The organism is Streptomyces adelaidensis (assembly GCF_016598475.1).
Lineage (GTDB): Bacteria > Actinomycetota > Actinomycetes > Streptomycetales > Streptomycetaceae > Streptomyces > Streptomyces adelaidensis.
This window is the reverse complement of the sequence record NZ_JAEMUX010000011.1, coordinates 80,974-101,384: the sequence shown is the minus strand read 5'-3', so window position 1 is coordinate 101,384 and position 20,411 is coordinate 80,974. Positions and strand designations below refer to the sequence as shown.

At 71.6% G+C, this 20,411-nt stretch carries 18 protein-coding genes and 2 pseudogenes; 13 read left to right on the top strand and 7 right to left on the bottom strand.

Annotated features, from left to right (window positions below; translation table 11 throughout):
* Positions 1–15 precede the first annotated feature (15 nt).
* Positions 16–1,485 carry an FUSC family protein gene (locus I8N67_RS08960; protein WP_200302062.1) on the bottom strand — a complete coding sequence of 490 codons (1,470 nt, stop codon included), beginning with the start codon at positions 1,483–1,485 and terminating at the stop codon, positions 16–18.
* 239 nt (positions 1,486–1,724) lie between these two features.
* Between I8N67_RS08960 and I8N67_RS08955 the strand changes: the two genes are divergently transcribed.
* From I8N67_RS08955 to I8N67_RS44565, 5 genes and pseudogenes are all read left to right on the top strand, one after another.
* Positions 1,725–2,294 (top strand): DUF5134 domain-containing protein, encoded by a 570-nt coding sequence (locus I8N67_RS08955; RefSeq protein WP_200302061.1) that lies wholly within the window; start codon positions 1,725–1,727, stop codon positions 2,292–2,294.
* Positions 2,295–2,413: 119 nt separating this feature from the next.
* Positions 2,414–2,880 (top strand): annotated as a pseudogene (locus I8N67_RS42405) (M56 family peptidase); the annotation flags it as partial.
* Between the two features lie 134 nt (positions 2,881–3,014).
* Complete coding sequence (locus I8N67_RS08945) at positions 3,015–3,707, top strand: phosphatase PAP2 family protein (protein WP_200302059.1); 693 nt, start codon at positions 3,015–3,017, stop codon at positions 3,705–3,707.
* A gap of 33 nt (positions 3,708–3,740) precedes the next feature.
* Positions 3,741–4,439 (top strand): HAD family hydrolase, encoded by a 699-nt coding sequence (locus I8N67_RS08940; protein WP_200302058.1) that lies wholly within the window; start codon positions 3,741–3,743, stop codon positions 4,437–4,439.
* A 165-nt stretch (positions 4,440–4,604) separates the two neighbouring features.
* A complete protein-coding gene (locus I8N67_RS44565) occupies positions 4,605–4,814 on the top strand; it encodes a hypothetical protein (RefSeq protein ID WP_372443676.1) in 210 nt (69 codons plus the stop codon).
* Here the strand turns inward: I8N67_RS44565 and I8N67_RS08930 are convergent.
* Positions 4,793–6,304: an LVIVD repeat-containing protein gene (locus I8N67_RS08930; RefSeq protein ID WP_200302057.1), complete on the bottom strand. Its 1,512-nt coding sequence runs from the start codon at positions 6,302–6,304 to the stop codon at positions 4,793–4,795. The two genes, I8N67_RS44565 and I8N67_RS08930, sit on opposite strands and share 22 nt — an antisense overlap.
* Positions 6,305–6,497: 193 nt before the next feature.
* Here I8N67_RS08930 and I8N67_RS08925 point away from each other — a divergent pair, with 193 nt between their 5' ends.
* Positions 6,498–7,163, top strand: coding sequence for a DUF305 domain-containing protein (locus I8N67_RS08925; RefSeq protein ID WP_200302056.1), 666 nt, complete (start codon positions 6,498–6,500; stop codon positions 7,161–7,163).
* 53 nt (positions 7,164–7,216) lie between these two features.
* Here the strand turns inward: I8N67_RS08925 and I8N67_RS08920 are convergent, their stop codons facing one another.
* On the bottom strand, positions 7,217–7,693 hold the full coding sequence (locus I8N67_RS08920; protein ID WP_200302138.1) for a DUF6214 family protein: 477 nt from the start codon (positions 7,691–7,693) through the stop codon (positions 7,217–7,219).
* 247 nt (positions 7,694–7,940) lie between these two features.
* Between I8N67_RS08920 and I8N67_RS08915 the strand changes: the two genes are divergently transcribed.
* Positions 7,941–9,287 (top strand): FAD-dependent oxidoreductase, encoded by a 1,347-nt coding sequence (locus I8N67_RS08915; protein WP_200302055.1) that lies wholly within the window; start codon positions 7,941–7,943, stop codon positions 9,285–9,287.
* Positions 9,288–9,432: 145 nt separating this feature from the next.
* Positions 9,433–10,815, top strand: a complete 1,383-nt coding sequence (locus I8N67_RS08910; RefSeq protein WP_200302054.1) for a nucleobase:cation symporter-2 family protein — start codon at positions 9,433–9,435, stop codon at positions 10,813–10,815.
* A gap of 140 nt (positions 10,816–10,955) precedes the next feature.
* On the opposite strand, the pseudogene I8N67_RS08905 reads toward I8N67_RS08910, so the two are convergent.
* The 3 genes and pseudogenes from I8N67_RS08905 to I8N67_RS08895 all read right to left on the bottom strand — a co-directional run.
* A pseudogene (locus I8N67_RS08905) lies at positions 10,956–11,429 on the bottom strand (SGNH/GDSL hydrolase family protein); the annotation flags it as partial.
* Between the two features lie 244 nt (positions 11,430–11,673).
* The gene (locus tag I8N67_RS08900) at positions 11,674–13,065 is read right to left on the bottom strand and encodes an extracellular catalytic domain type 1 short-chain-length polyhydroxyalkanoate depolymerase (RefSeq protein ID WP_200302053.1); all 1,392 of its coding nucleotides are present in this window, start codon (positions 13,063–13,065) and stop codon (positions 11,674–11,676) included.
* Between the two features lie 25 nt (positions 13,066–13,090).
* Positions 13,091–14,188 carry a glycoside hydrolase family 62 protein gene (locus tag I8N67_RS08895; protein ID WP_234045333.1) on the bottom strand — a complete coding sequence of 366 codons (1,098 nt, stop codon included), beginning with the start codon at positions 14,186–14,188 and terminating at the stop codon, positions 13,091–13,093.
* Between the two features lie 410 nt (positions 14,189–14,598).
* On the opposite strand from I8N67_RS08895, the gene I8N67_RS08890 reads away from it, so the two are divergent.
* Complete coding sequence (locus I8N67_RS08890; protein WP_200302051.1) at positions 14,599–15,576, top strand: pectate lyase family protein; 978 nt, start codon at positions 14,599–14,601, stop codon at positions 15,574–15,576.
* A gap of 47 nt (positions 15,577–15,623) precedes the next feature.
* A complete protein-coding gene (locus I8N67_RS08885; protein ID WP_200302050.1) occupies positions 15,624–16,406 on the top strand; it encodes a pectate lyase in 783 nt (260 codons plus the stop codon).
* 105 nt (positions 16,407–16,511) lie between these two features.
* Here I8N67_RS08885 and I8N67_RS08880 read toward each other — a convergent pair whose 3' ends face one another.
* Positions 16,512–17,093, bottom strand: coding sequence for an Rv1733c family protein (locus tag I8N67_RS08880; protein ID WP_200302049.1), 582 nt, complete (start codon positions 17,091–17,093; stop codon positions 16,512–16,514).
* 235 nt (positions 17,094–17,328) lie between these two features.
* Between I8N67_RS08880 and I8N67_RS08875 the strand changes: the two genes are divergently transcribed.
* From I8N67_RS08875 to I8N67_RS08865, 3 genes are all read left to right on the top strand, one after another.
* Positions 17,329–18,423: a WD40/YVTN/BNR-like repeat-containing protein gene (locus I8N67_RS08875; protein WP_200302048.1), complete on the top strand. Its 1,095-nt coding sequence runs from the start codon at positions 17,329–17,331 to the stop codon at positions 18,421–18,423.
* A 167-nt stretch (positions 18,424–18,590) separates the two neighbouring features.
* Positions 18,591–19,268: a uracil-DNA glycosylase gene (locus tag I8N67_RS08870; protein WP_200302047.1), complete on the top strand. Its 678-nt coding sequence runs from the start codon at positions 18,591–18,593 to the stop codon at positions 19,266–19,268.
* Positions 19,265–20,245 carry an N-acetylglucosamine kinase gene (locus tag I8N67_RS08865; RefSeq protein ID WP_372443674.1) on the top strand — a complete coding sequence of 327 codons (981 nt, stop codon included), beginning with the start codon at positions 19,265–19,267 and terminating at the stop codon, positions 20,243–20,245. The genes I8N67_RS08870 and I8N67_RS08865 overlap by 4 nt, the downstream gene beginning before the upstream one ends.
* The last annotated feature ends 166 nt before the right edge of the window (positions 20,246–20,411 follow it).

Genomic DNA, 20,411 nt, shown 5'->3' with positions numbered 1-20,411 from the left:
TCCATCAGAAGCGCCCTAGGCCCGGCGGGCGGCCGGCAGCGCGCCGGGCGCGGCGTCCGGGTCGGCGGCCGTGCGGACGGTGTGGGCGCGGGCGCGTTCCATGGCGGCGAGGGCCTGCCCGGCGCGGTCGCCGGCGCGCCGGTTGGTGACGGCGACCGCCACGACGAGGCCGGCCAGGGCGCCGACGAAGGTGTCGAGGAGCCGGTCGGTGATCAGCTCGCCGGGGTTCCCGTAGTGGGTGAACTCGGTGACGAAGAGGGCCAGCGGGGTCACGCAGATGGTGCCGAGCCAGTAGTTGCGACTGATCAGGGCCTCGGCGCCGAAGCAGAGGGCGAGGCAGCACAGGACGAGTACCGCCGGGCCGAGGTGGGCGAGCGGGACGAGGGCGGCGAAGGCGAGCACTCCGGCGAGGTTGCCGACGACGCGCTGCACGCCCCGGTTCCAGGTGAGGGTGAGGTTCGCCTGGTAGAGCGAGGCGGCGGTGACCAGCGCCCAGTAGGGGCGGCCCACGCCGATGGCGAGGGAGGCGTATCCGGCGAGGGCGCAGCCGGTCGCGGTGCGTACGGCGATAGGGGTGAGCGGGCCGAGCCTGCTCCACAAGGGGGTCCGCGCGACCGGGAGTTCGCCCTGAGCGTCCAGCGCTTCGTAGGCCGCGTTGGCCGGGGCGGCGGCGCCTGGGAGGGGTCCGGTGCCGTGCAGCGCGTGCGCCCGGGCGCGCAGTCGGCCGGGGTCGGCGTCGGCGGGCGCGGCGAGCGCGACCTCGGCGCGGACCACGAGCCGTTCGAGGGCGCGTCGCGGCTCGGTCCGGGCGCCGGCGGCCCGCAGGGTCTGCCAGGCGGTGTGCAAGGCGGTCGTGGCGGCCGTGCGGGTCCTCGGCCGCTCGGGGTCCGCCGCCTCGATGTGGGCGGCCACCGCGTTCAGGGCCTGGGCGGTGGCACGGCGCTCGGGCCCGTGCGGTCGCAGGAGGCCGGGGGCCATGCACACCAGCCAGGCCCAGCCGCCGGCGACGGCGGCCGCCGCGAGATGGCCGGGGACCTGGGCGAGGGTCTGGGGCAGGAAGAGGGCCGCCGAGGTGACGAAGGTGAAGATGACGTTGGCGGGCGGCCCGATCCGGCTCGCGTCGCAGAGCGTCTTCTGTACGGCGGCGAGCAACGCGCCCACCGTGACCAGCACCACCGCGTTCGTGGTGAGCGAGGCGGCGACCAGGGCGACCGCGAGGCCGCCGACCATGCCGAGCACGACCCGGGCGAGGGTGCGGGCGCGGGCCGCGTACGGGCGGTTGTGGGCGTAGAGCGCGCACAGGGACCCGGCCATCGTGTACATCGCCAGGTCGAGGCGGCCGACGGCCAGCAGCGTCAGGTTCGGCGGGGCGCTCGCGACGACCACGCTGAGCGCCGGCTTGAACCAGATCTCGGAGGGCCGGCCGACCCGGAGGACTCCGGAGAGGGGAAACCGGCGGGCGCGGGGAGGTCTGACGCTGCTCATACGCAGAACATTAGCAGGTGTTTTACTCGTGAAAGATATCGCTCGGCGGCCTACCGGACTGTGGCGCTCCTCAGTTCTCCTCAGCTCTCCTCGGCGCTCGTCTCCGTGGTGCACCCCCGCGCGCTCCCCCGCGTACACCCTTGCGCTCGTATGCGCGCCATCGGGCACGGGCATGCCCTGACCGACTGTCCGACCTCACTCTCAGCACTGTCCGACGTCGTCGAACGGGGAGGTGCGCGGTGCACGGACCGATGTCGCTCGGTTGGCTGCTGGTCGCGCTGTGCGCGGTGACCGGGGGTTATTGCCTGCTGCGGATGCGCAGCGCCGTCGAGGAGCAGCGCCGGGCCGCGGGCGGTGAGGCGCTGATGGGCTTCGGGATGGCCGCGATGGCCGTGCCCGCGGCGGTCGTGGCGCCGCCGCGCTGGGCCTGGCTCGCGTACACGGCGGTGTTCGGCGCGGCGGCGGCGCGCGCGCTGTGGGCGGCCCGGACGGGCCCGCACCATCTGCATCATCTGGTGGGCGCGCTGGCGATGGCCTACATGGCCGCGGTGATGGCGGCCTCGCCCGGCGGCGGCCACGGCGGCACCGGGCTGCCCTTGGTGACCGGGGTGCTGCTGGTGTACTTCGCCGGCTATGTGCTGTGGGCGGGGAGTCGGCTCATCCCCGTACCGACAGGGACGGGGATGGGGACGGCGGGGGCGGGGGTGCCGCTGTCCGGCCCGTCCGGTTGGGGCGACCGGCCGGAGCTGGCCCGGGCCTGCCGGCTGTCCATGGGCATCGGGATGCTGGCCATGCTGCTGGCGGTCTGACCGGCGACGAGCGCGGGGCGCACGCCGGTCGCCCAGCACAGGGGCCGTATCCGACCTTGGTCTACGTCACTTCGGCGGCGCGGCCCGTGTCGGAGGGCTGCGCGCTGTCGATGGCCTTGAGCACGGCCACCGCCGTGGCGTCGGCTCGCGGCGGTCTGTGGGCCGGGGCGCTGCTGATCCGTGAGGACGTCCGGCCCGGCGGCGTCATCCTCGGCGCCAGGCGAACTCCTCCTGCGCGCCCCGCTGTTGTCCGGTGAGCAGCCGAGCGGCGGAGGGCTCGTGGTGGTGGCGGGCGAGCGGCCTGACGCCTGATGGCTGCCCGGCCCACGCCCCGGCTGGTGATCACCACGGCCGCGTTGCCTCACCATCGCCCTGGCGCTCGTCGGCCTCGACGAGGACCGGGGCGTGTTCGGGCCACGTCCGGCCCCGGGGAACATGTACCGCAGCGGGTCCGCCTGCTGCTCGCGGCGCCGGAACGGCTCACTCCCGCGCGGCGGCTGCGGCTGACCGCGTGCGCGTCCTGGTGTCGGTCGTGCCGGTGTTGGTGGCTTTCCTCCCGGGGTTGCGGGCACTCGGAGGGTCGTGACACGGCAAAGAAAGAGCCAAGCGCAGACCAAGAACAACGGCCGACGCGAAGGCTTTGCTCCGGTCGCGGCGCGTGACAGTGATCTCACGCCCCGGCGTTGGCCTGAGGCCCCAGGAGTCGGCGAGGATCGCTGTATGCACACCCCCACCGTCGACGCACCGCCCCACCGGCCGTCGGACGCCCGCACGGCCCTCGCCACCCGCGTCGCCGCGGCCTTCGCGGCGCCCTCCGTCCTGCTGCTCGTCCTGGTCGCCTTCTCCTGGGGACCGCTCATGTCACTGGACGAGAGCATCGCGAACAGCACACACAGATGGGCCGTCGGCGAGCCGGGCATCACGCACACCTTCCGCATCCTGACGGACTGGGTCTGGGACCCGGTGACGATGCGTCTGCTGGCCGCGGCCATCGCCGGCTGGCTGGTGTGGCGCTATCGGGAATGGTGGCTCGCCCTGTGGCTGGCGGTCACCAGCGCGGCGGGCACGGCGTTGCAGCAGGGGCTGAAGGCAGCCGTCGGCCGGGAGCGGCCCGCGTGGCCCGACCCCGTCGACTCCGCCCACTACGCCGCGTACCCCTCCGGCCACGTCATGACGGCCACGGTCGTCTTCGGTCTGCTGCTCTGGCTGCTCCATCTGTACGGCGCCGGCCGCGTCCTCATGCGTACGGCCATGGCGGTGTCCGTGGTCTCCGTCGTCGGCGTCGGTCTGACCCGGATCTGGCTGGGCGTGCACTGGGTGTCGGACGTGGTGGGCGGCTGGCTCCTGGGCGGGCTGACGGTCGCGCTCGCGGTGCTGGTGTGCGAGAAGTGGCACGGCCCGGCGCGTACTTGACGGGGTGCGGGCCGGGCACGAAGGATCGACGGCATGCCGGTCAAAGGGGTGCTGTTCGACTTCTCCGGAACCCTCTTCCGCGTGGAGCCCACGGAGCTCTGGCTCCGCGCGGTCCTGTCGGACGCGGGAATCGCCCTGCCCGAGCCCGAGTTGATGCGGGCGGCCCAGGCCCTGGAGCGGGCGGGGGCGCTGCCGGGCGGGGCCTCCCCGGTGGAGCCGCCGACGGGCGTGCCGGGCGAGCGGTGGGCGGAGCGGGACCGGAGCGCCGAGCAGCACCGGGCCGCGTACACGGGACTCTCCCGCCGGGTGCCCCTGCCCGACCCGGCGCTCCACGACGCGCTGTACGACCGCCATATGACGCCGGCCGCGTGGAGCCCCTACCCGGACGCCGCCGAGGTCCTCGGCGCGCTGCGGGAACGCGGGATCGCTGTCGGGGTGGTGAGCAACATCGGCTGGGATCTGCGGCCGGTGCTGCGCGCGCACGGCCTCGACCCGTATGTCGGCACGTACGTGCTGTCGTACGAGCACGGCATCCAGAAGCCGGATCCGCGGCTGTTCGCCATGGCCTGTGAGGCGCTCCGCGTCGACGCGCGGGACACGCTCATGGTCGGCGACGACCGGCGTGCCGACGGCGGCGCGGCGGCTCTGGGCTGCGGGGTGCACTTCGTGGAGCATCTGCCGGCGGCCCAGCGGCCGGACGGGCTGCGGCCGGTGCTGGATCTGGTGGACTGAGCGGTTCCCCTCGGACGACCGGCTGTTCGTCACCGCTGGACGTCCGTCCCGGACCGTCCCCCGTGCGGCCCGGGACGAACAGCAGCCGGGCGGGAGCACCCAGAGGCGCCACCCGGAAGCGCTGAGTGTAGTTGGCCGACGGCCAGTCAACGCAGGAGTTACAGGATGTCCCCGCGCGGCGCCTCGGTCAATGAAGAGTCCCGGCGGCGTTCCCGCGAGCGACCGCCCCGGTCCGCCGTCGAGTTGGCCGACGAACGGGGCTACGCCGCCACCATGCCACGGGCCGGTGTCCCGCCGGTCCCCGAGGGGCCCGGCGGGACGTGCGACCGGCTGATCGGCGCCGGTCGGCCGGACTACCAGCCGAAGCCGAAGTAGTCCGGCTGCGTCTGTACGTTGAGCTCCCGCTGGTGGACCCACTTGGCCGGGTCCGTCCGCCGGTCGTCGATCTTCAGGACGTCGAAGCCCTTGGCGATGTCGTTGGAGTAGATGTAGCCGTTGTAGTAGTACGCCGACCACGCACCGCCGAGCGCGAGGGTGTCCGTGCTGACCGGGCCACGCTCGAAGTAGGCGATCTCCTTCGGCTTCGAGGAGTCGGTGAAGTCCCAGACCGAGACGCCGCCCTGGTACCAGGCCTGGACCATGATGTCCTTGCCCTTGACGGGGATCAGCGAGCCGTTGTGGGCGACGCAGTTCTCGGTGTCCGCCTGGTGCCGGGGGATCTTGTAGTAGCTCTTGAAGACGAGCTTGCGCTTGTCTCCCTTGCCGACGATCTCGTAGATGCCGTCGGCGCCGCGGTTGGGCCCGATCGCCTCGTTGCAGGTGGCCGCGCCGCCTCCGCCCAGCTCGTCGGTGAAGACCACCTTGTTCGCCTTCTGGTTGAAGGTGGCCGAGTGCCAGAACGCGAAGTTCACGTTGTCCTGGACCTGGTCGATGATCTTCGGGTTCTCCGGGTCCTTGATGGAGAACAGGATGCCGTCGCCCATGCACGCGCCCGCGGCCAGGTCCTTCGACGGCAGCACCGTGATGTCGTGGCAGCCGGTGGTCTTGGAGACCCCGGGGTTCGTGGGCGAACCCGGGTTGCCGCCGCCGTCCGCGCCCTCACCGGGGAAGAGGACCGGGAAGCCCACCATGGCCGCCTTCTCCGGGGACTTGCGCGGCACCTTGATGATCGAGATGCCGTCGTGCGGGGGCTGGCAGTCGGGGAACGTGGCGTTCGGCGAGTACGAGGAGACGTACACGTAGACGTTCTTGCGCTCTGGCACCAGCGTGTGGGTGTGCGAGCCGCAGGCCGTCTCGACGGCGGCGACGTACGTGGGGTTCTTCTTGTCGCTGATGTCGAAGATCTTGACGCCCTCCCACGACGACTTCTCGGTCGCGGGCTGCGTGGTGCTGTTGCAGGAGTTGTCGCTGCGCGAGGAGTCGGTGGAGAGGAAGAGCAGGTCGCCGGAGACGGAGATGTCGTTCTGCGAGCCCGGGCAGAGTACCTGGGCAACCGTCTTGGGCGCCTTCGGGTTGCTGATGTCGAAGACCCGGAAGCCGTCGTAGTTGCCGGCGAAGGCGTACTTGCCCTGGAAGGCGAGGTCCGAGTTGGTGCCCGGCAGCGCCTCCTTCGGGAGGTTCGTCAGGTGCTTGATGTTGGCGGAGTGGACGATCTCGTCCTGGCCGGGTATCTCGCCGGCGGATATCGCCGCGCGCGCCTCGGCGGCGTCGCTCTTGGAGACCTTCTCCCGCGCGGCGGGCGAGTCCCCGGGGTCGGGGGTCGCGGCCGCCGGGCCGGCGGTGAGTAACGCGGCCAGGAGCCCGGCCGCGGTCGCGGCGACCGCCAGACGTCTGCGTCGCGTCCGAAGGTTGTTCAACAGGGTCACTGTGTCCTCCCGTGTAGCCGTTCGCAGTTGAACGGTTCAGGCACCTCCGAAGTATCGTCTTCATCATGCACAGATCAACAGACGGCAATCTAGTTGTAACGAACAAATTTGATCACCGCCGCGCGAAAGCGTGTTAGGAACGTTCGTCAACACTCACGAGGTGTACGCCCGTTCCTGTGCCCAGGAGGTCACTGTGCTCGTTCGCCGCACCACTCGCGCGTCGCTGGTCACGGGCTCGCTGACGGCCGTTCTGCTCCTGCTCGCGGGCTGCGACTCAGGGGCGGACGTGAATCCCGACGGCGGCTCCGCCAAGGTGAGCGGCCCCGCGGTGATCGCCCCCGGGAAACCCGGTGAGGCGGCTCGAACCCTCTCTCCGGAAGACGTCGAGAAGCAGCGCGCCGAGGACGACTCGCCGAATTCGGCGGACTTCGACTACACGCGCATGATGATCGAGCACCACACCCAGGCCCTGGAGATGACGGAACTCGCCCCCGAGCGCGCGAAGTCGACCCAGGTGAAGCGGATCGCGGAGCGCATCGCGGCCGCACAGAAGCCGGAGATCGCGGCCATGGAGGGCTGGCTCAAGACCAACGACGGTGACAAGCAGGACACTTCGCACGACCACGAGACGATGCCGGGCATGGCGACCTCGGCACAGCTCAAGGAACTCGGCGCGCTCCGGGGGAAGAAGTTCGACGACCTCTTCCTGACGCTGATGATCACCCATCACGAGGGGGCCATCACGATGGCCACGGACGTGAAGGCACAGGGCAACAACATCCTCGTCGAGGAGATGGCCGACGACGTCATCGCCCAGCAGGCGACCGAGATCAGCCGGATGCGCGATCTGACGGGGTGACCGTAGCTGAGGGGCTGAGATGCCCCCGGGGCCACGGGCCACCGACGCCGGGCTCAGCGTCGGGCGTGGCGGGGCGCCAGCAGGCCCTCGTCACGCGCCCCGGCGATCAGCCTGAGCGACTTGCGGCGGCTGTGCCCGGTCACGCACATCACCGCGAGCACCGGGTCGTAGCCCGCCCGCTGCGCCGCGAGGTACTCCTCGGCCACCAGCCGCCGCCCCTCCACCCCGCGCGGCCACGGGGGCCTGGCCCGGCGGCCGGGCCCGTGCGAGGACTCGTACGACCATTCGTCGTCGGGCTCGGGCGCGGTGCCGCACGCCTCGAAGAGCGGACCCTCGATCCAGTCCGCGAGCTCCGCCAGATCGTCCAGGGACAGCGGTGGCTGGGCCCGGACGTCCTCCAGGGACAGCCGCCCCTCGCAGACCACGGCGAGCACCTCGACATGGGCACCGTCCGGGAAGTCCAGCCGGGCGTTGAACCAGGCCGTGGCGCCGTCGTGCTCCCGCACCTCCCACGCGGGCCGCACGGACACCGTGCCGTCCTGCCAGTGGCGATCAGCGAGATTGAGAAAGGATGCTTCCAGCACCTACGCAACGTAAGCGCATGATCACATTCATTGCGGGCAGCCACGCATGCCCCGCGCGCACGGCACCCCGACGGCGCAGCAAGGCCCCCGTCCCCACTGCCGCGCCCCTCCCCCCTTCCGTGCCCCTCCCCTGTCACGCCCCATGGTGCGATCCTTGAGACAACAGCGATCTCCTCGGGTAAGGAGTCCCGCCGTGCTGCGTGTCGCCGTCGTAGGTTCCGGGCCGAGCGGGTGCTACACCGCCCAGAGCCTCGTCCAGCAGGATCCAGCGGTGCTCGTCGACGTCCTGGACCGGCTGCCGTGCCCGTACGGTCTGGTGCGCTACGGAGTGGCGCCGGACCACGAGAAGATCAAGTCGCTGCAGAACAGTCTGCGTACCGTGCTGGAGCACGAGCGGGTGCGGTTCCTCGGCGGCGTCCAGGTGGGTCCGGGCGGCGTGCCGGCCGCCCGGCTGCGGGAGCTGTACCACGCGGTGGTGTACTGCGTGGGCGCCGCCGCCGACCGCCGGCTCGGCATTCCGGGCGAGGACCTGCGCGGCAGCTGGTCGGCGACCGAGTTCGTCTCCTGGTACAGCGCGCACCCGGACGTCGTCGCCGACGGGTTCGTTCGCGGCGCGCGGGCCGCCGTCGTCATCGGCGTCGGGAACGTCGCGGTGGACGTCACCCGGATGCTCGCCCGCGGCGCGGCCGAGCTGAGCCCCACCGACATGCCCGAGGCCGCCCTCGGTTCACTCGCCGCCAGCGAGGTCGCCCGGGTCCACATGGTGGGCCGCCGCGGCCCCTCCCAGGCCCGCTTCACCACCAAGGAGCTGCGCGAGCTGAGCACGCTGCCGGACACCCGGGTCACCGTCAACCCGGCGGAGCTGGAGCTGGACCCCGACTACGTCGACCCGTCCGCCCTGCCCGCCGCCCGGCGCCGCAACGTCGAGGTCCTGCGCGGCTGGGCCACCGCACCGTCGTCGGGCGGCCGGCACCACCTCCGGCTGCGCTTCTTCCTCCGCCCCGTCGAACTCCTCGCCGACGGCGACCGTGTCTGCGGCGTCCGCCTGGAACGCACGGCACCGGACGGCCACGGCGGCCTGACCGGCACCGGCCGCTACGAGGAGATCGAGGCCCAGCTGGTGCTCCGCTCGGTCGGCTACCGCGGCGTGCCCCTCGACGGCCTCCCCTTCGACCCGGAACACGGCACGGTCCCGCATGTGGGCGGACGTGTGGTGCGAGGCGGTGTGCCGGCGCCGGGCGAGTACGTGGCCGGGTGGATCAAACGGGGCCCGACCGGGGTGATCGGTACCAACCGCCCCTGCGCCAAGGAAACGGCGACCTCGCTGCTCGCGGACGCCCCCGACCTCGTACACCGGAACGTCCCGGACGACCCGCTGGCGGCGCTCGGGGCGGAGGGTTGTGCGCCGGTGGAGTGGGCGGGTTGGCAGGCGATCGAGCGGGCGGAGGCGGCATTGGGCGCCTCCCTGGGCAGGGGTGTGGTGAAACTCCCCGACTGGCAGTCACTTCTTGCTGCCGCCGACAGGGGCAGCGCCCTGTAAGGGGCGCGGGGAACCGCGCGATCAGCCCCCGCTCACCCGCGGTCGGAACACAAACCGGCAACGCCCCCGAAATCAACAAACTGTTCAATCTCCACGACGGCCCCACACGTCCCCGCATCCTGCCCAGCCACCCTGGAGCCCGCCCGTGACCAGCCCCGCCCTCGTCCACCCCGTGGACGAGGTACCCCCCGTCCGCCACCTCGCCGCCTTCGGCCTCCAACACGTCCTCGCGATGTACGCGGGCGCGGTCGCCGTCCCCCTGATCGTGGGCGGGGCGATGGGCCTCCCGCCCGCCGACCTCGCCTACCTCATCACCGCGGATCTCCTCGTGTGCGGCATCGCGACGCTGATCCAGTGTGTCGGCGTGTGGCGGTTCGGTGTACGGCTGCCGATCATGCAGGGCTGTACGTTCGCGGCCGTCTCGCCGATGGTGCTGATCGGGACGGAGGGCGGCGGACTCCCCGCGATCTACGGCTCGGTCATCGTGGCGGGCCTGGCGATCATGCTGCTGGCGCCGGTCTTCGGCAGGCTCCTCCGCTTCTTCCCGCCGCTCGTCACCGGCACGGTCATCCTGATCATCGGGCTCTCCCTGCTGCCGGTGGCCGGCAACTGGGCCGCCGGCGGGGTGGGCGCGCCGGACTTCGGTGCGCCGAAGAACGTGGCGCTCGCGGCGTTCGTCCTGGTCGTCGTGTTGGGTGTGCAGCGGTTCGCCCCTGTGTTCCTGAGTCGGATCGCGGTGCTGATCGGCATCGTCGTGGGGCTCGTGGTCGCCGTGCCGTTCGGGTTCACGGACTTCGGCGGTGTGCGGGACGCGGACTGGCTGGGCATCAGCACGCCGTTCCACTTCGGGGCGCCGACCTTCCATGTGTCGGCGATCGTCTCCATGTTGATCGTGGCGCTGGTAACCATGACCGAGACGACCGGTGACCTCATCGCGGTCGGCGAGATGACCGACCGCGGGATCGAGCCGCGTTCGCTCGCCGACGGACTGCGGGCCGACGGCTTCTCCACCGTGCTCGGCGGTGTCTTCAACACCTTCCCCTATACGGCGTACGCGCAGAACGTCGGCCTGGTCGGCATGACCCGGGTGCGCAGCCGCTGGGTCGTCGCGGCGGCGGGCGGGATCCTCGTACTGCTCGGTCTGCTGCCCAAGCTGGGCGCGGTGGTCGCGGCCATACCGGCGCCGGTGCTCGGCGGCGCGGGGCTGGTGATGTTCGGTACGGTCGCCGCGAGCGGTCTGCGCACACTGACCCGGGTCGAGTTCAAGGGCAACGACAACCTGACGATCGTGGCCGTCTCGGTGGCCGTGGGCATGCTGCCGGCCGGGGTGCCGACGGTCTACGCGAAGTTCCCGGACTGGTTCCAGACGGTGATGAACAGCGGCATCAGCGCGGGCTGCCTGACGGCGATCGTGCTGAACCTGCTGTTCAACCACCTTCCGGCGAAAGCGAAAGCGGGTGCGGGTGCGGGAGCGGGAGCCGCCGAGACGGGCGGCGGCGTCGCGAAGCCCCGGGAAGAGGCCGTCTAGCCCCTCCCCGGGAGCGGCCCCGCTCAGCCCCGCTGGAGCAGGCGCGGCGGAACCGTGGCGGCCAGGGTGCGGTAGCCCTCCGGGTTGAGGTGCAGCCAGTCTCCGTCGTGGAGGGTCGGGAGGAGTCGGCCGGGGTTCTCGGGGTCGCGGACCGCGCGGTCGAAGTCGAGGGCGCCGACCGGCACGGTCGTGGACTCCCGGCCGCCGAAGGTGACCGTCCGGGAGGTGCCGGGTTCGATCGCGCCGGCCCCCGCCTGGCCGCCCAGCGGAAGCGCCACGGTCACGGCGGTCAGCGGCAGCGCGGTATCGCCGAAGGCGTTGGAGAAGCGCAGCCGGACGTGCTCGCCGCCGGTGGTGACCCGCACGGTCTGCCGCAGGGTGGTGTCCACGAGCACGGCCCGGTCCCCGGTGAACGGCGCGGGCGGCATGTTCGATGGCTCGGTGAGCTGGGGCATCGCGGACCAGGTGTTCACCCAGTGCCGGGTGGAGGTCGTCGCGTCGCGATCCCCGGCGTCGGCACCGGCACCGGCCGGCCGCTGCGGGCTCCTGACCAGGGCCATCACGGCGGACGATGCCACCACGAGGGCCAGGGCGAGCACACAGGTGGCGATCAGGGTGGCGAGCGGCACTCCGCTCGACGTCTTGGCGGGCTGCCGGCTTCTGAGCGGTCGCAAGGGCGGTGCCTTTCTGCGGAATTCGGGTGAAGGCGGGCCGGGATGAGTCGGGCCGAGCTCCGGACAGCGCGCAAACGGTGGCCGGGCGCGCACGATGCCGGGCGTGCGCCATGGCCGGGCACGCCGCGATCTCCGGGCGTGCGCCCCGGTCGGCGCGCACGCCCGGAGGGCCGGTCAGGACGCGTCAAGCGGTCGTACAGGCCGTCCCGTTGAGGGTGTACGCCGTGGGTGCGGCGCTGTTGCCGGTGTGGTTCGCCTGGTAGCCGACGCTGACGCTCGCGCCGGGCGCGATCGCGGCGTTGTACGTGACGTTGGTCGCGGTCACGGCGCCGCTCGCCGGGCTGTAGGTGGCGCCCCAGCCACCGGTGACGGCCTGTCCGGCGGGCAGGGTGAAGCCCAGTTTCCAGCCGTTGACCGCCGTCGTCCCGGTGTTGGTGATGGTCACGGAGGCGGTCAGTCCGGTGTTCCAGGCGTTGGTGGTGACGGCCACCTTGCAGGGGCCGGCCGGGGGTTGGGGTGCGGGGCCGGAGCCGTTGAGGCCGAAGAAGGTGAGGACGCGCTCCCCCATGCCCCAGGCGTACACGTTGTGGCCGGTGCCCTGGAGGCTGATGGCCTCGACGGGGGCGCGCTCACCGGTGCCGCCGTAGCGGGTGCGGGTCCAGCCGGACTGGGGCGAGTCGGTGGCGGCCGGTGTCTGGCTGACACCGTGCACGTTGGTCCACTGCTTGATCTCCTCGCCGAAGTTGGGGTAGCGCAGGACGTCGTCCTCGGTGCCGTGCCACAGCTGCATGCGCGGCCGGGGTCCGGTGTAGCCGGGGTAGGCACCGCGGACCAGGTCGCCCCAGGCCTGCGGGGTACGGGAGATGGTGCCGTTCGCGCAGTCGCTGTTCCACTCGGAGCCGTTGGTGGTGGCGAAGCAGGCGAAGGGCACGCCCGCGAAGGCGGCGCCCGCGGCGAACACGTCGGGGTAGTCGCCGAGCAGGACGTTGGTCATCATCGCGCCGGAGGAAATGCCGGTGGCGAAGACGCGGTCGGTGTCGGCGTCGTAGGTGCGGACGGTCCAGTCGACCATGGACTTGATGCCCACGGGGTCGCTGCCGCCGCCGCGGGTCAGGGCCTGCGGGGAGGCGACGTCGAAGCACTTGCTGCTGCGGGTGACGGACGGGTACACGACGATGAACCCGTATGTGTCCGCCAGCGAGGCGTATTCGGTGCCGTTGTACATCGCCGGGCCTGAGCCGGTGCAGTAGTGCACGGCCACCACGATCGCCGGGTTCGCGGTGACGCTCTCCGGCACGTACAGGTACATCTGCAGGTTGCTGGGGTTCTGGCCGAAGCCGGTGATCTCGGTGAGCGCGGCCAAGGGGGCGGCCTCGGTCCTCACCGCGGCCTCGGTCCTCACCGCGGCCTCGGTCCTCACCGCGGCCTCGGCCTTCGCCGCGGGCATGGCCGGTGCCGCCGAGGCCGTGGGCGCGGCCAGGAACGTGGCCGCGAGCAGCGGCACCAGCGCTCCCAGCAGTGCGACGAGTACCGAGCGCAGCGGTCTGCGCGCGCGGTCGTGGGGGGTGAGGGTCACGTCGTTGTGCCTTCCTGTGACGGGTTCAGCAGGAGGAGCCGGTCCGGCTGAGCAGGCCCAGCCGCCAGGGGAGTTGGGAGTAGTCGCCGCTCGCGGCGGGGTCGATTCCCTGGTAGAGGAACCGCAGTCGGCAGGGGTCGATGGTCTGGGTCTGGTCGACTCCGTCGCGGATCAGGTCGCCGTGGCTGAAGTCCACGGTCCGGGCGGGTTGTCCGGCCGCGAAGGTCACGTTGTTCGAGCGGATGAAGGCGTTGGCCTCGGTCTCCGCCAGCGGCGTCCACGTACCGTCCAGGCTGTCGGCCGTCCAGGCGCGGAAGTAGCGTCGCCAGTCGGACTTCGTGGCGAGCGCCTCGACGAGCATCAGGTACGTGCCGCTGTCGCCGATCCGGTAGACGTTGCTCGCCTCGAAGAGGTCGAAGCGGTTGGGCTCGGAGAGCACGATCGTCGTGTCCCGGAAGCCGCTCGGGAACTCACCGACCGTGGTGCGGGAGCGGTACATGTGGCCGTTGCCGTCGGAGAAGAAGAGGGAGCAGTCGGTCGGGTCGCAGACCGTCCAGAAGTCCAGCCAGCCGCCGCTGCCCTTGTTCTCGGTCAGGACGGGCGGCTCGGCGTCGAAGAAGGGCTTCGGTTCGCTCCAACTGCCCGGATCGCCGGGGTCGGTGGTGATGGAGTACACGGGCGGTCCGGTCTGGAAGACCATGTACCAGAGCTTGCGGGGCGCGAAGTAGAAGACCTGGGGCGCGGCGGCGTAGCGGTCGCCGATGTCCGGGTTGTCGTCGAGGAACGTCTGGGGCGCGGCCGGGGCGGAGGCCCAGTCGGCGAAGCCGGTGTGCGCCAGGCTCCACGCGCCCGTGGTGTCGGCGGTGGTGGCGTAGACGTGCCACCGGTTCCGGTACCGGAACACGGTCGGGTCCTTGACCGAGACGATCGGGTGCGTGGCGTCCGGTTTCGGGGAGATCAGCGGGCCGGTCGAGGACCAGGTGAAGGGGCCGGGCAGGGCGTCCGGCCGGCCGGTCCGGGAGTTGTCGGCGGCCGCCGGTCCGGGCGGCAGGACCGTCACGCACACGGCCAGTAGGACGAGGACCAGTGCGCTGATGAACGTACGCATACGTGGAGCCGTCATCGACTCGCCCCTCTCGGAAGGGAAGCGCCCGGCGAGCATCGTGGCATGGACATGGTTGCCATGGAAGCGCTCCCACCCGTCGAAAGAATTCGCTCCCGACACGCCGTCCGACCCGGTCCGTCCAGCTCGCCGGATCAACCGGAGCACGCCACCAGGGGCGACCAATGTCTTTTGCGCAAAGCGTTGACTAGAAAGCGCTTGCCCCCTACGTTCCGTTCAGCAGTGTGAACTGGCCATCGCCTTCCCCCTGCACCGGGGCGGCGCGGGCCAGAACCCAACCGCCCGGGAATGCACGCCTACCGGGGCGCCGAGTCCCCCACCTCGGCCACCCCGTCCGCCCGCAGTAATCAATATGATGAACATCGTTCACATATATGGCCCGTCAGCCCTACCTGAAGGGACGCACCCGCATGCGTACCGTCCCCCCACGTACACAAGCGCAAAGATCAGCCCTGGTGGCCGCCGCGGCGGCCCTGGCGACCACCGCCGCCCTCGCCCTGCCGCAGTCCGCGGGCGCGGCGGAGACCGCACCGATCGGGTACGGCGCCGGGACCACCGGCGGCGGCAGCGCCACCCCCGTCACGGTCTCCACGCTCGCCGCCTTCCAGAGCGCCGTCACCGGCAACGCGGCCAAGGTCGTCCGCGTGAGCGGGCTGATCTCGCTGAGCGGTCAGGTGGACCTCGGCTCCAACACGACGGTGCTGGGCGTGGGTTCGTCCTCCGGGTTCACCGGCGGCGGTCTGCGCATCAAGGAAGAGACCAACGTCGTCGTCCGCAACCTGAACATCAGCAAGCCGGTCGCACCCGCCGACGGCATCACCGTCCAGGAGTCCACGAAGGTGTGGCTCGACCACAACTCCTTCTCGGCGGACCGCACACACGACAAGGACCACTACGACGGTCTGCTGGACATCAACCACGGCTCGGACAACGTGACGGTCTCCTGGAACACCTTCAAGGAGCACTTCAAGGGCTCACTCGTCGGCCACAGCGACAACAACGCCTCCGAGGACACCGGCCACTTGAAGGTGACGTACCACCACAACCACTTCAGCAACGTCTACTCGCGCATCCCCAGCCTGCGCTTCGGCACCGGGCACTTCTACAACAACTACGTGGACGGCGCCGAGACCGCCTGCCACTCGCGCATGGGCGCACAGATGCTCGTGGAGAACAACGTCTTCCGCAACACGGGAGTCGCGGTCACCACGAACCGCAGCAGTGACGTGGACGGCTACGCCAATCTGCGCGGCAACGACCTCGGTGGGGCCGCCACCGAGATCTCCCGGACGGGGAGCTTCACCACCCCGCCGTACGGCTACACCGCCGAGTCCGCCTCCTCCGTCGTCTCCTCGGTGACGTCGGGCGCGGGCGCCGGGAAACTCTGAGAACCCTCCAACCCCCCATCCGCTCGGACAACAGAAGGAATCGGGACATGACTTCTGCAACACGTCCACGCGCGCGCGTGCGTGCGATGACCGGGACGGTGGCCGCCTTCGGCCTCTCCTTTGGCATGATCATGACATCCAGAGCCACCCCGGCGAACGCCGCCACCTGGCCGTCGGCCACCAGCAGCCAGCCGGTGAGCTCCACCATCTCGGTGTCCGGCACCAGGGACGGCGGGATGGTGCGGTACTACGGCAGCGGCGCCCTGGCCGGCGACGGCCAGGAGGAGGGCCAGGACCCGATCTTCAAGCTCGCGGCGGGCGCGACGCTGAAGAACGTCATCATCGGCGCGCCCGGCGCCGACGGCATCCACTGCGAGGGCAACTGCACGCTGCAGAACGTGTGGTGGGAGGACGTCGGCGAGGACGCGGCGACCTTCCGCGGCGGCTCCACCTACACGGTGACCGGCGGCGGCGCGAAGAAGGCGGCCGACAAGGTCTTCCAGCACAACGGGCCCGGCACCCTGAACATCTCCAACTTCGCCGTCAGCGAGTTCAAGACGCTGTACCGCTCGTGCGGCGACTGCTCCACGCAGTACACGCGGAAGGTGAACCTCAGCAACATCGAGGTGACCGGGACAGGCTCCACCGCGCGGCTCGTCGGCATCAACACCAACCGGGGCGACGTGGCGACCCTGCGGGGCATCACGATCCTCAACGACAGCAGCCGCAAGGTCATTCCGTGCCAGAAATACAACAACAACACCGCCGTCGGTACGGGCCCGGACAGCACCAACTGCCTGTACTCCACGTCGGACATCACCTACCGGTGAGCCCGCTCCTCACCCACCGGTGAGTCCGCCCCCGGCGGCCGGACGGAGCCTTCCCCCACGGGCCTCGTCCGGCCGTCGGCCGCGTCGGTCACGCTGTGGCGCCTCTCACCAGGTCTTGCGCTCCCACAGCGGGCCGATCAGCTCCCACTCCTCGTCCCACCGGTCCATCCGCCGCCGCTCCATACGTGCCCGGACGAGCCTGCCGCCCGCGAAGGGCACGGCGGCCACGAACAGTCCCGCCAGACCGCCGACGAGCGCGGCGCGCAGCCCGGCCTGGGACTCGGTGGCGGGCTTGGTGACCAGGCGGCCCTCGGTGTCCGTCCAGACGGTGACCGGGGCACCCATCACACTGCCGGGACCGACGCGGGCCTGGCCCTCGCGGGCGGAGCCGTCCGGTGCCGCCCAGCGGACCTTCGCCCACACCTTCTCGGCCCCGGAACCACTCGCGCCGGTCGGCTCCGGCGCGTCCTCGGTGAGCTGCGCGCCGACCGGGTGCCACTCCGCGCGCTGCCGGGCGAGGCCCGACTCGACGGACTCCGCGGCCATGAGGCCCGTCACCACCCCGCCGAAGAGGGTCAGCGCCCAGGCGATCAGCACGACCCAGGACTCCAGCCGGTCGCTGCGCCTTCTGAGCGGGTTGCGCCGCCAACGCCACAGCCACACCTTCGGACCACGGAATGCCACCATCGGGGGCACCTTCCCTCACGCACGCAGGACAGCCGGACCGCTCTCCCATACGGCGGCGGTCCGCCCGCTGCTCATGCGATGTGGGTCACCCCGCCCGGCCCGCGCCGTCCCCGACTCCCACTTCGCCGTCCCCACGCCCTTTGACCTGCGGCGAAGGCCTCCCAAGGGGTGACTGTCAGTGGTGCGGTGCAGACTGGCCCGTGACTGAGACGACGCCGTCCAGGAGGTGGCCGACATGGCTGACGTACTGCTCACCGTAGGCACGCGCAAGGGGCTGTTCATCGGACGACGGCGCGGCGGCGCGTCCGCGTCCTGGGAATTCGACCAGCACCCCTACTTCAACGCGCAGGCCGTCTACGCGGTCGCGATCGACACCCGGACGGCCACGCCCCGGCTGCTGGTCGGCGGCGACAGCGCGCACTGGGGCCCCTCCGTCTTCCACTCCGACGACCTGGGCCGCACCTGGACGGAACCGGCCCGGCCGGCGGTCAAGTTCCCCAAGGACACCGGCGCCTCGCTGGAGCGGGTGTGGCAGCTGCACCCGTCGGCCGCCGAACCGGACGTGGTGTACGCGGGCACGGAGCCGGCCGCGCTGTACCGCTCCGAGGACCGCGGGGAGAGCTTCGAGCTGGTCCGGCCGCTGTGGGAGCACCCGACCCGCGACAAGTGGGTACCGGGAGGCGGCGGCGAGGGGCTGCACACGATCCTCACCGACCGGCGCGACCCGCGCGCGCTGACCGTGGCCGTCTCCACCGCCGGGGTGTTCCGTACCGAGGACGGCGGCGCGAGCTGGGCGCCCTCCAACTCCGGTGTCTCCGCCGTGTTCCTGCCCGACCCGAACCCCGAGTTCGGCCAGTGCGTGCACAAGGTGGCCCGGGACGCGGCGACCCCCGACCGGCTGTACCTCCAGAACCACTGGGGGGTGTACCGCAGTGACGACGCGGGCGCGCACTGGGAGGACATCGGCGCGGGTCTGCCCTCCACGTTCGGGTTCGCCGCGGTCGCCCATCCGCACCGAGGGGACACCGCGTACGTGTTCCCGATCAACGCCGACGCGGACCGTGTACCGGCCGACCGCCGCTGCCGGGTCTTCCGCACGGCGGACGCGGGCCGGAGCTGGGAGCCGTTGTCGGCGGGGCTTCCGGCCGGGGACCACTACGGCACGGTGCTGCGCGACGCCATGTGCACGGACGACACGGACCCGGCGGGCGTGTACTTCGGCAACCGCAACGGCGAGGTGTACGCGTCGGCCGACGACGGCGACAGCTGGCGGCAGTTGCTGTCACATCTGCCGGACGTGCTGTGCGTCCGCGCGGCGGTCGTCGGCTGAGGTGGACATGAACGGGGGGATCGACTCGTTCGCACCGCTCCTCAGTGCCCCGTACCGTCCGCCAAGTCGGCCTGGAGTCGCCTCTGTTCGGCATCGGAACGGTCATCATCGGTCACCCGCCGACCACCGGTTGATCGTCATGGCCGCTACGGCAGTAGGGTGACGCCGTGGCACCACGACCGTTGCATGAAATCGTCGAACCGGGCTGGGCCAAGGCCCTCGAACCTGTCGCCGGGAGGATCGCCGAGATGGGCGACTTCCTGCGCGCGGAGATCGCCGCCGGACGCACCTATCTCCCCGCAGGACCCAACGTCCTGAGGGCTTTCCAGCAACCCTTCGACGACGTCCGCGTCCTCATCGTCGGACAGGACCCCTATCCGACACCGGGGCACGCGGTGGGCCTGTCCTTCTCGGTCGCGCCGGAGGTACGGCCGCTGCCGGGCAGCCTGATCAACATCTACCGGGAGCTCAACACCGACCTGGCGCTCCCGCAGCCGTCCAACGGTGACCTGACGCCCTGGACCCAGCAGGGTGTGCTGCTGCTCAACAGAGCGCTCACCACGGCCCCGCGCAAACCCGCCGCGCACCGGGGCAAGGGCTGGGAGGAGGTCACCGAGCAGGCGATACGAGCGCTGGCCGTGCGCGGGCGCCCCCTGGTGTCCGTCCTGTGGGGCCGGGACGCCCGCAACCTCCGCCCCCTGCTCGGCGACCTCCCCTCCATCGAGTCCGCCCACCCCTCCCCCATGTCCGCCGACCGCGGCTTCTTCGGCTCCCGCCCGTTCAGCCGCGTGAACGACCTACTGGCCCGGCAGGGCGGCACCCCCGTGGACTGGCGCCTGCCGTGACCGGCGGCGGCAGGCCCCCCGTGGTGCTCGCCGTGGACTCCGGCGGCTCCGGGCTGCGCGCGGTGCTCGCCATGGGCGGTGAGCCGCTCGGGGAGCCGCTCACGTCCGGGGAGCCGGTGCGGACCGGTGAGCACGGCATCGACGCCGGGCATCTGCTGGAGCTGTTGCTGCCCATGGCGCGGCGGTTGCTGGACGACGCCGGATACGACCGCCCCGTCGCGGTGGCCGTCGGGGCCGCCGGGTTCGCGACGCTCGGCGAGCAGTTGCGCGCCGAGCTGCCGTCGGCTCTGACGCGCGAGTGGGATGTGCGCCGGGTCGCGCTGGTGGCCGACGCGGTCACCGCGTACACCGGCGCCCTCGGTGCGCGGCCCGGTGCGGTGATCGCCGCCGGTACGGGACTGATCGCGATCGGTACGGACCTGGAGGGCTGGCGTCGGGCGGACGGCTGGGGGCATCTCCTCGGCGACTGCGGCGGCGGGGCGTGGATCGGGCGGGCGGGGCTGGAGGCGGCGCTGCGGGCGTACGACGGGCGGACCGGCGGTTCGGCCCGCCTGCTGGCCCGCGCCGAGGAGGTGTTCGGCCCGATGGACGGGCTCCCGGGCCGGCTCTACCCCAGACCCGACCGTCCGGCGGTCCTGGCGTCCTTCGCGCCCGAGGTCGCCGCCTGCGCGGGGGACGACCCGGTGGCGGCGGAGGTCCTGCGCGCCGCGGCCCGGCACATGGCCGACGCCGCGGCCGCCGTCTGCCCGGCCTCGGGCGAGCCCCGAGTGGCGCTGACCGGTGGCCTGTTCAAGCTGGGCGGCCCTCTCCTCGTCCCCCTGGAGGCGGAGTTGGCGCAGCGGTTGCCGCATGCGCGCCGGGTGCTGGCGGAGGGAGATCCGCTGGTCGGGGCCGTACGCATCGCGACCGAGCTGGCGGGTGGCGGGATCGGGTTGCCGTATGACGAGCGGATGTTGTACACGGTGACTGAAAAGTAGTACCTGAAATGCGGATCAGTCATGCTTGTCGGACAAGCGGCACTGTGTACGCCCAAGAACACCGCTCAGCAGAAAAATGCGGCAATGATCGGGCCTGATCGGGGTGTAACCCATCAGACAAATCCGGACGGATACCGCTCACCTGCACCCTCCCCGAACAGGGGAA

Bases quoted from the DNA above. Each gene is read 5' to 3' on its own strand.
- I8N67_RS44565 (WP_372443676.1), top strand. From the start codon at position 4,605: ATGTCCCCGCGCGGCGCCTCGGTCAATGAAGAGTCCCGGCGGCGTTCC.
- I8N67_RS08895 (WP_234045333.1), bottom strand. From the start codon at position 14,188: ATGACGGCTCCACGTATGCGTACGTTCATCAGCGCACTGGTCCTCGTC.
- I8N67_RS08890 (WP_200302051.1), top strand. From the start codon at position 14,599: ATGCGTACCGTCCCCCCACGTACACAAGCGCAAAGATCAGCCCTGGTG.
- I8N67_RS08940 (WP_200302058.1), top strand. From the start codon at position 3,741: ATGCCGGTCAAAGGGGTGCTGTTCGACTTCTCCGGAACCCTCTTCCGC.
- I8N67_RS08885 (WP_200302050.1), top strand. From the start codon at position 15,624: ATGACTTCTGCAACACGTCCACGCGCGCGCGTGCGTGCGATGACCGGG.
- I8N67_RS08875 (WP_200302048.1), top strand. From the start codon at position 17,329: ATGGCTGACGTACTGCTCACCGTAGGCACGCGCAAGGGGCTGTTCATC.
- I8N67_RS08880 (WP_200302049.1), bottom strand. From the start codon at position 17,093: ATGGTGGCATTCCGTGGTCCGAAGGTGTGGCTGTGGCGTTGGCGGCGC.
- I8N67_RS08960 (WP_200302062.1), bottom strand. From the start codon at position 1,485: ATGAGCAGCGTCAGACCTCCCCGCGCCCGCCGGTTTCCCCTCTCCGGA.
- I8N67_RS08945 (WP_200302059.1), top strand. From the start codon at position 3,015: ATGCACACCCCCACCGTCGACGCACCGCCCCACCGGCCGTCGGACGCC.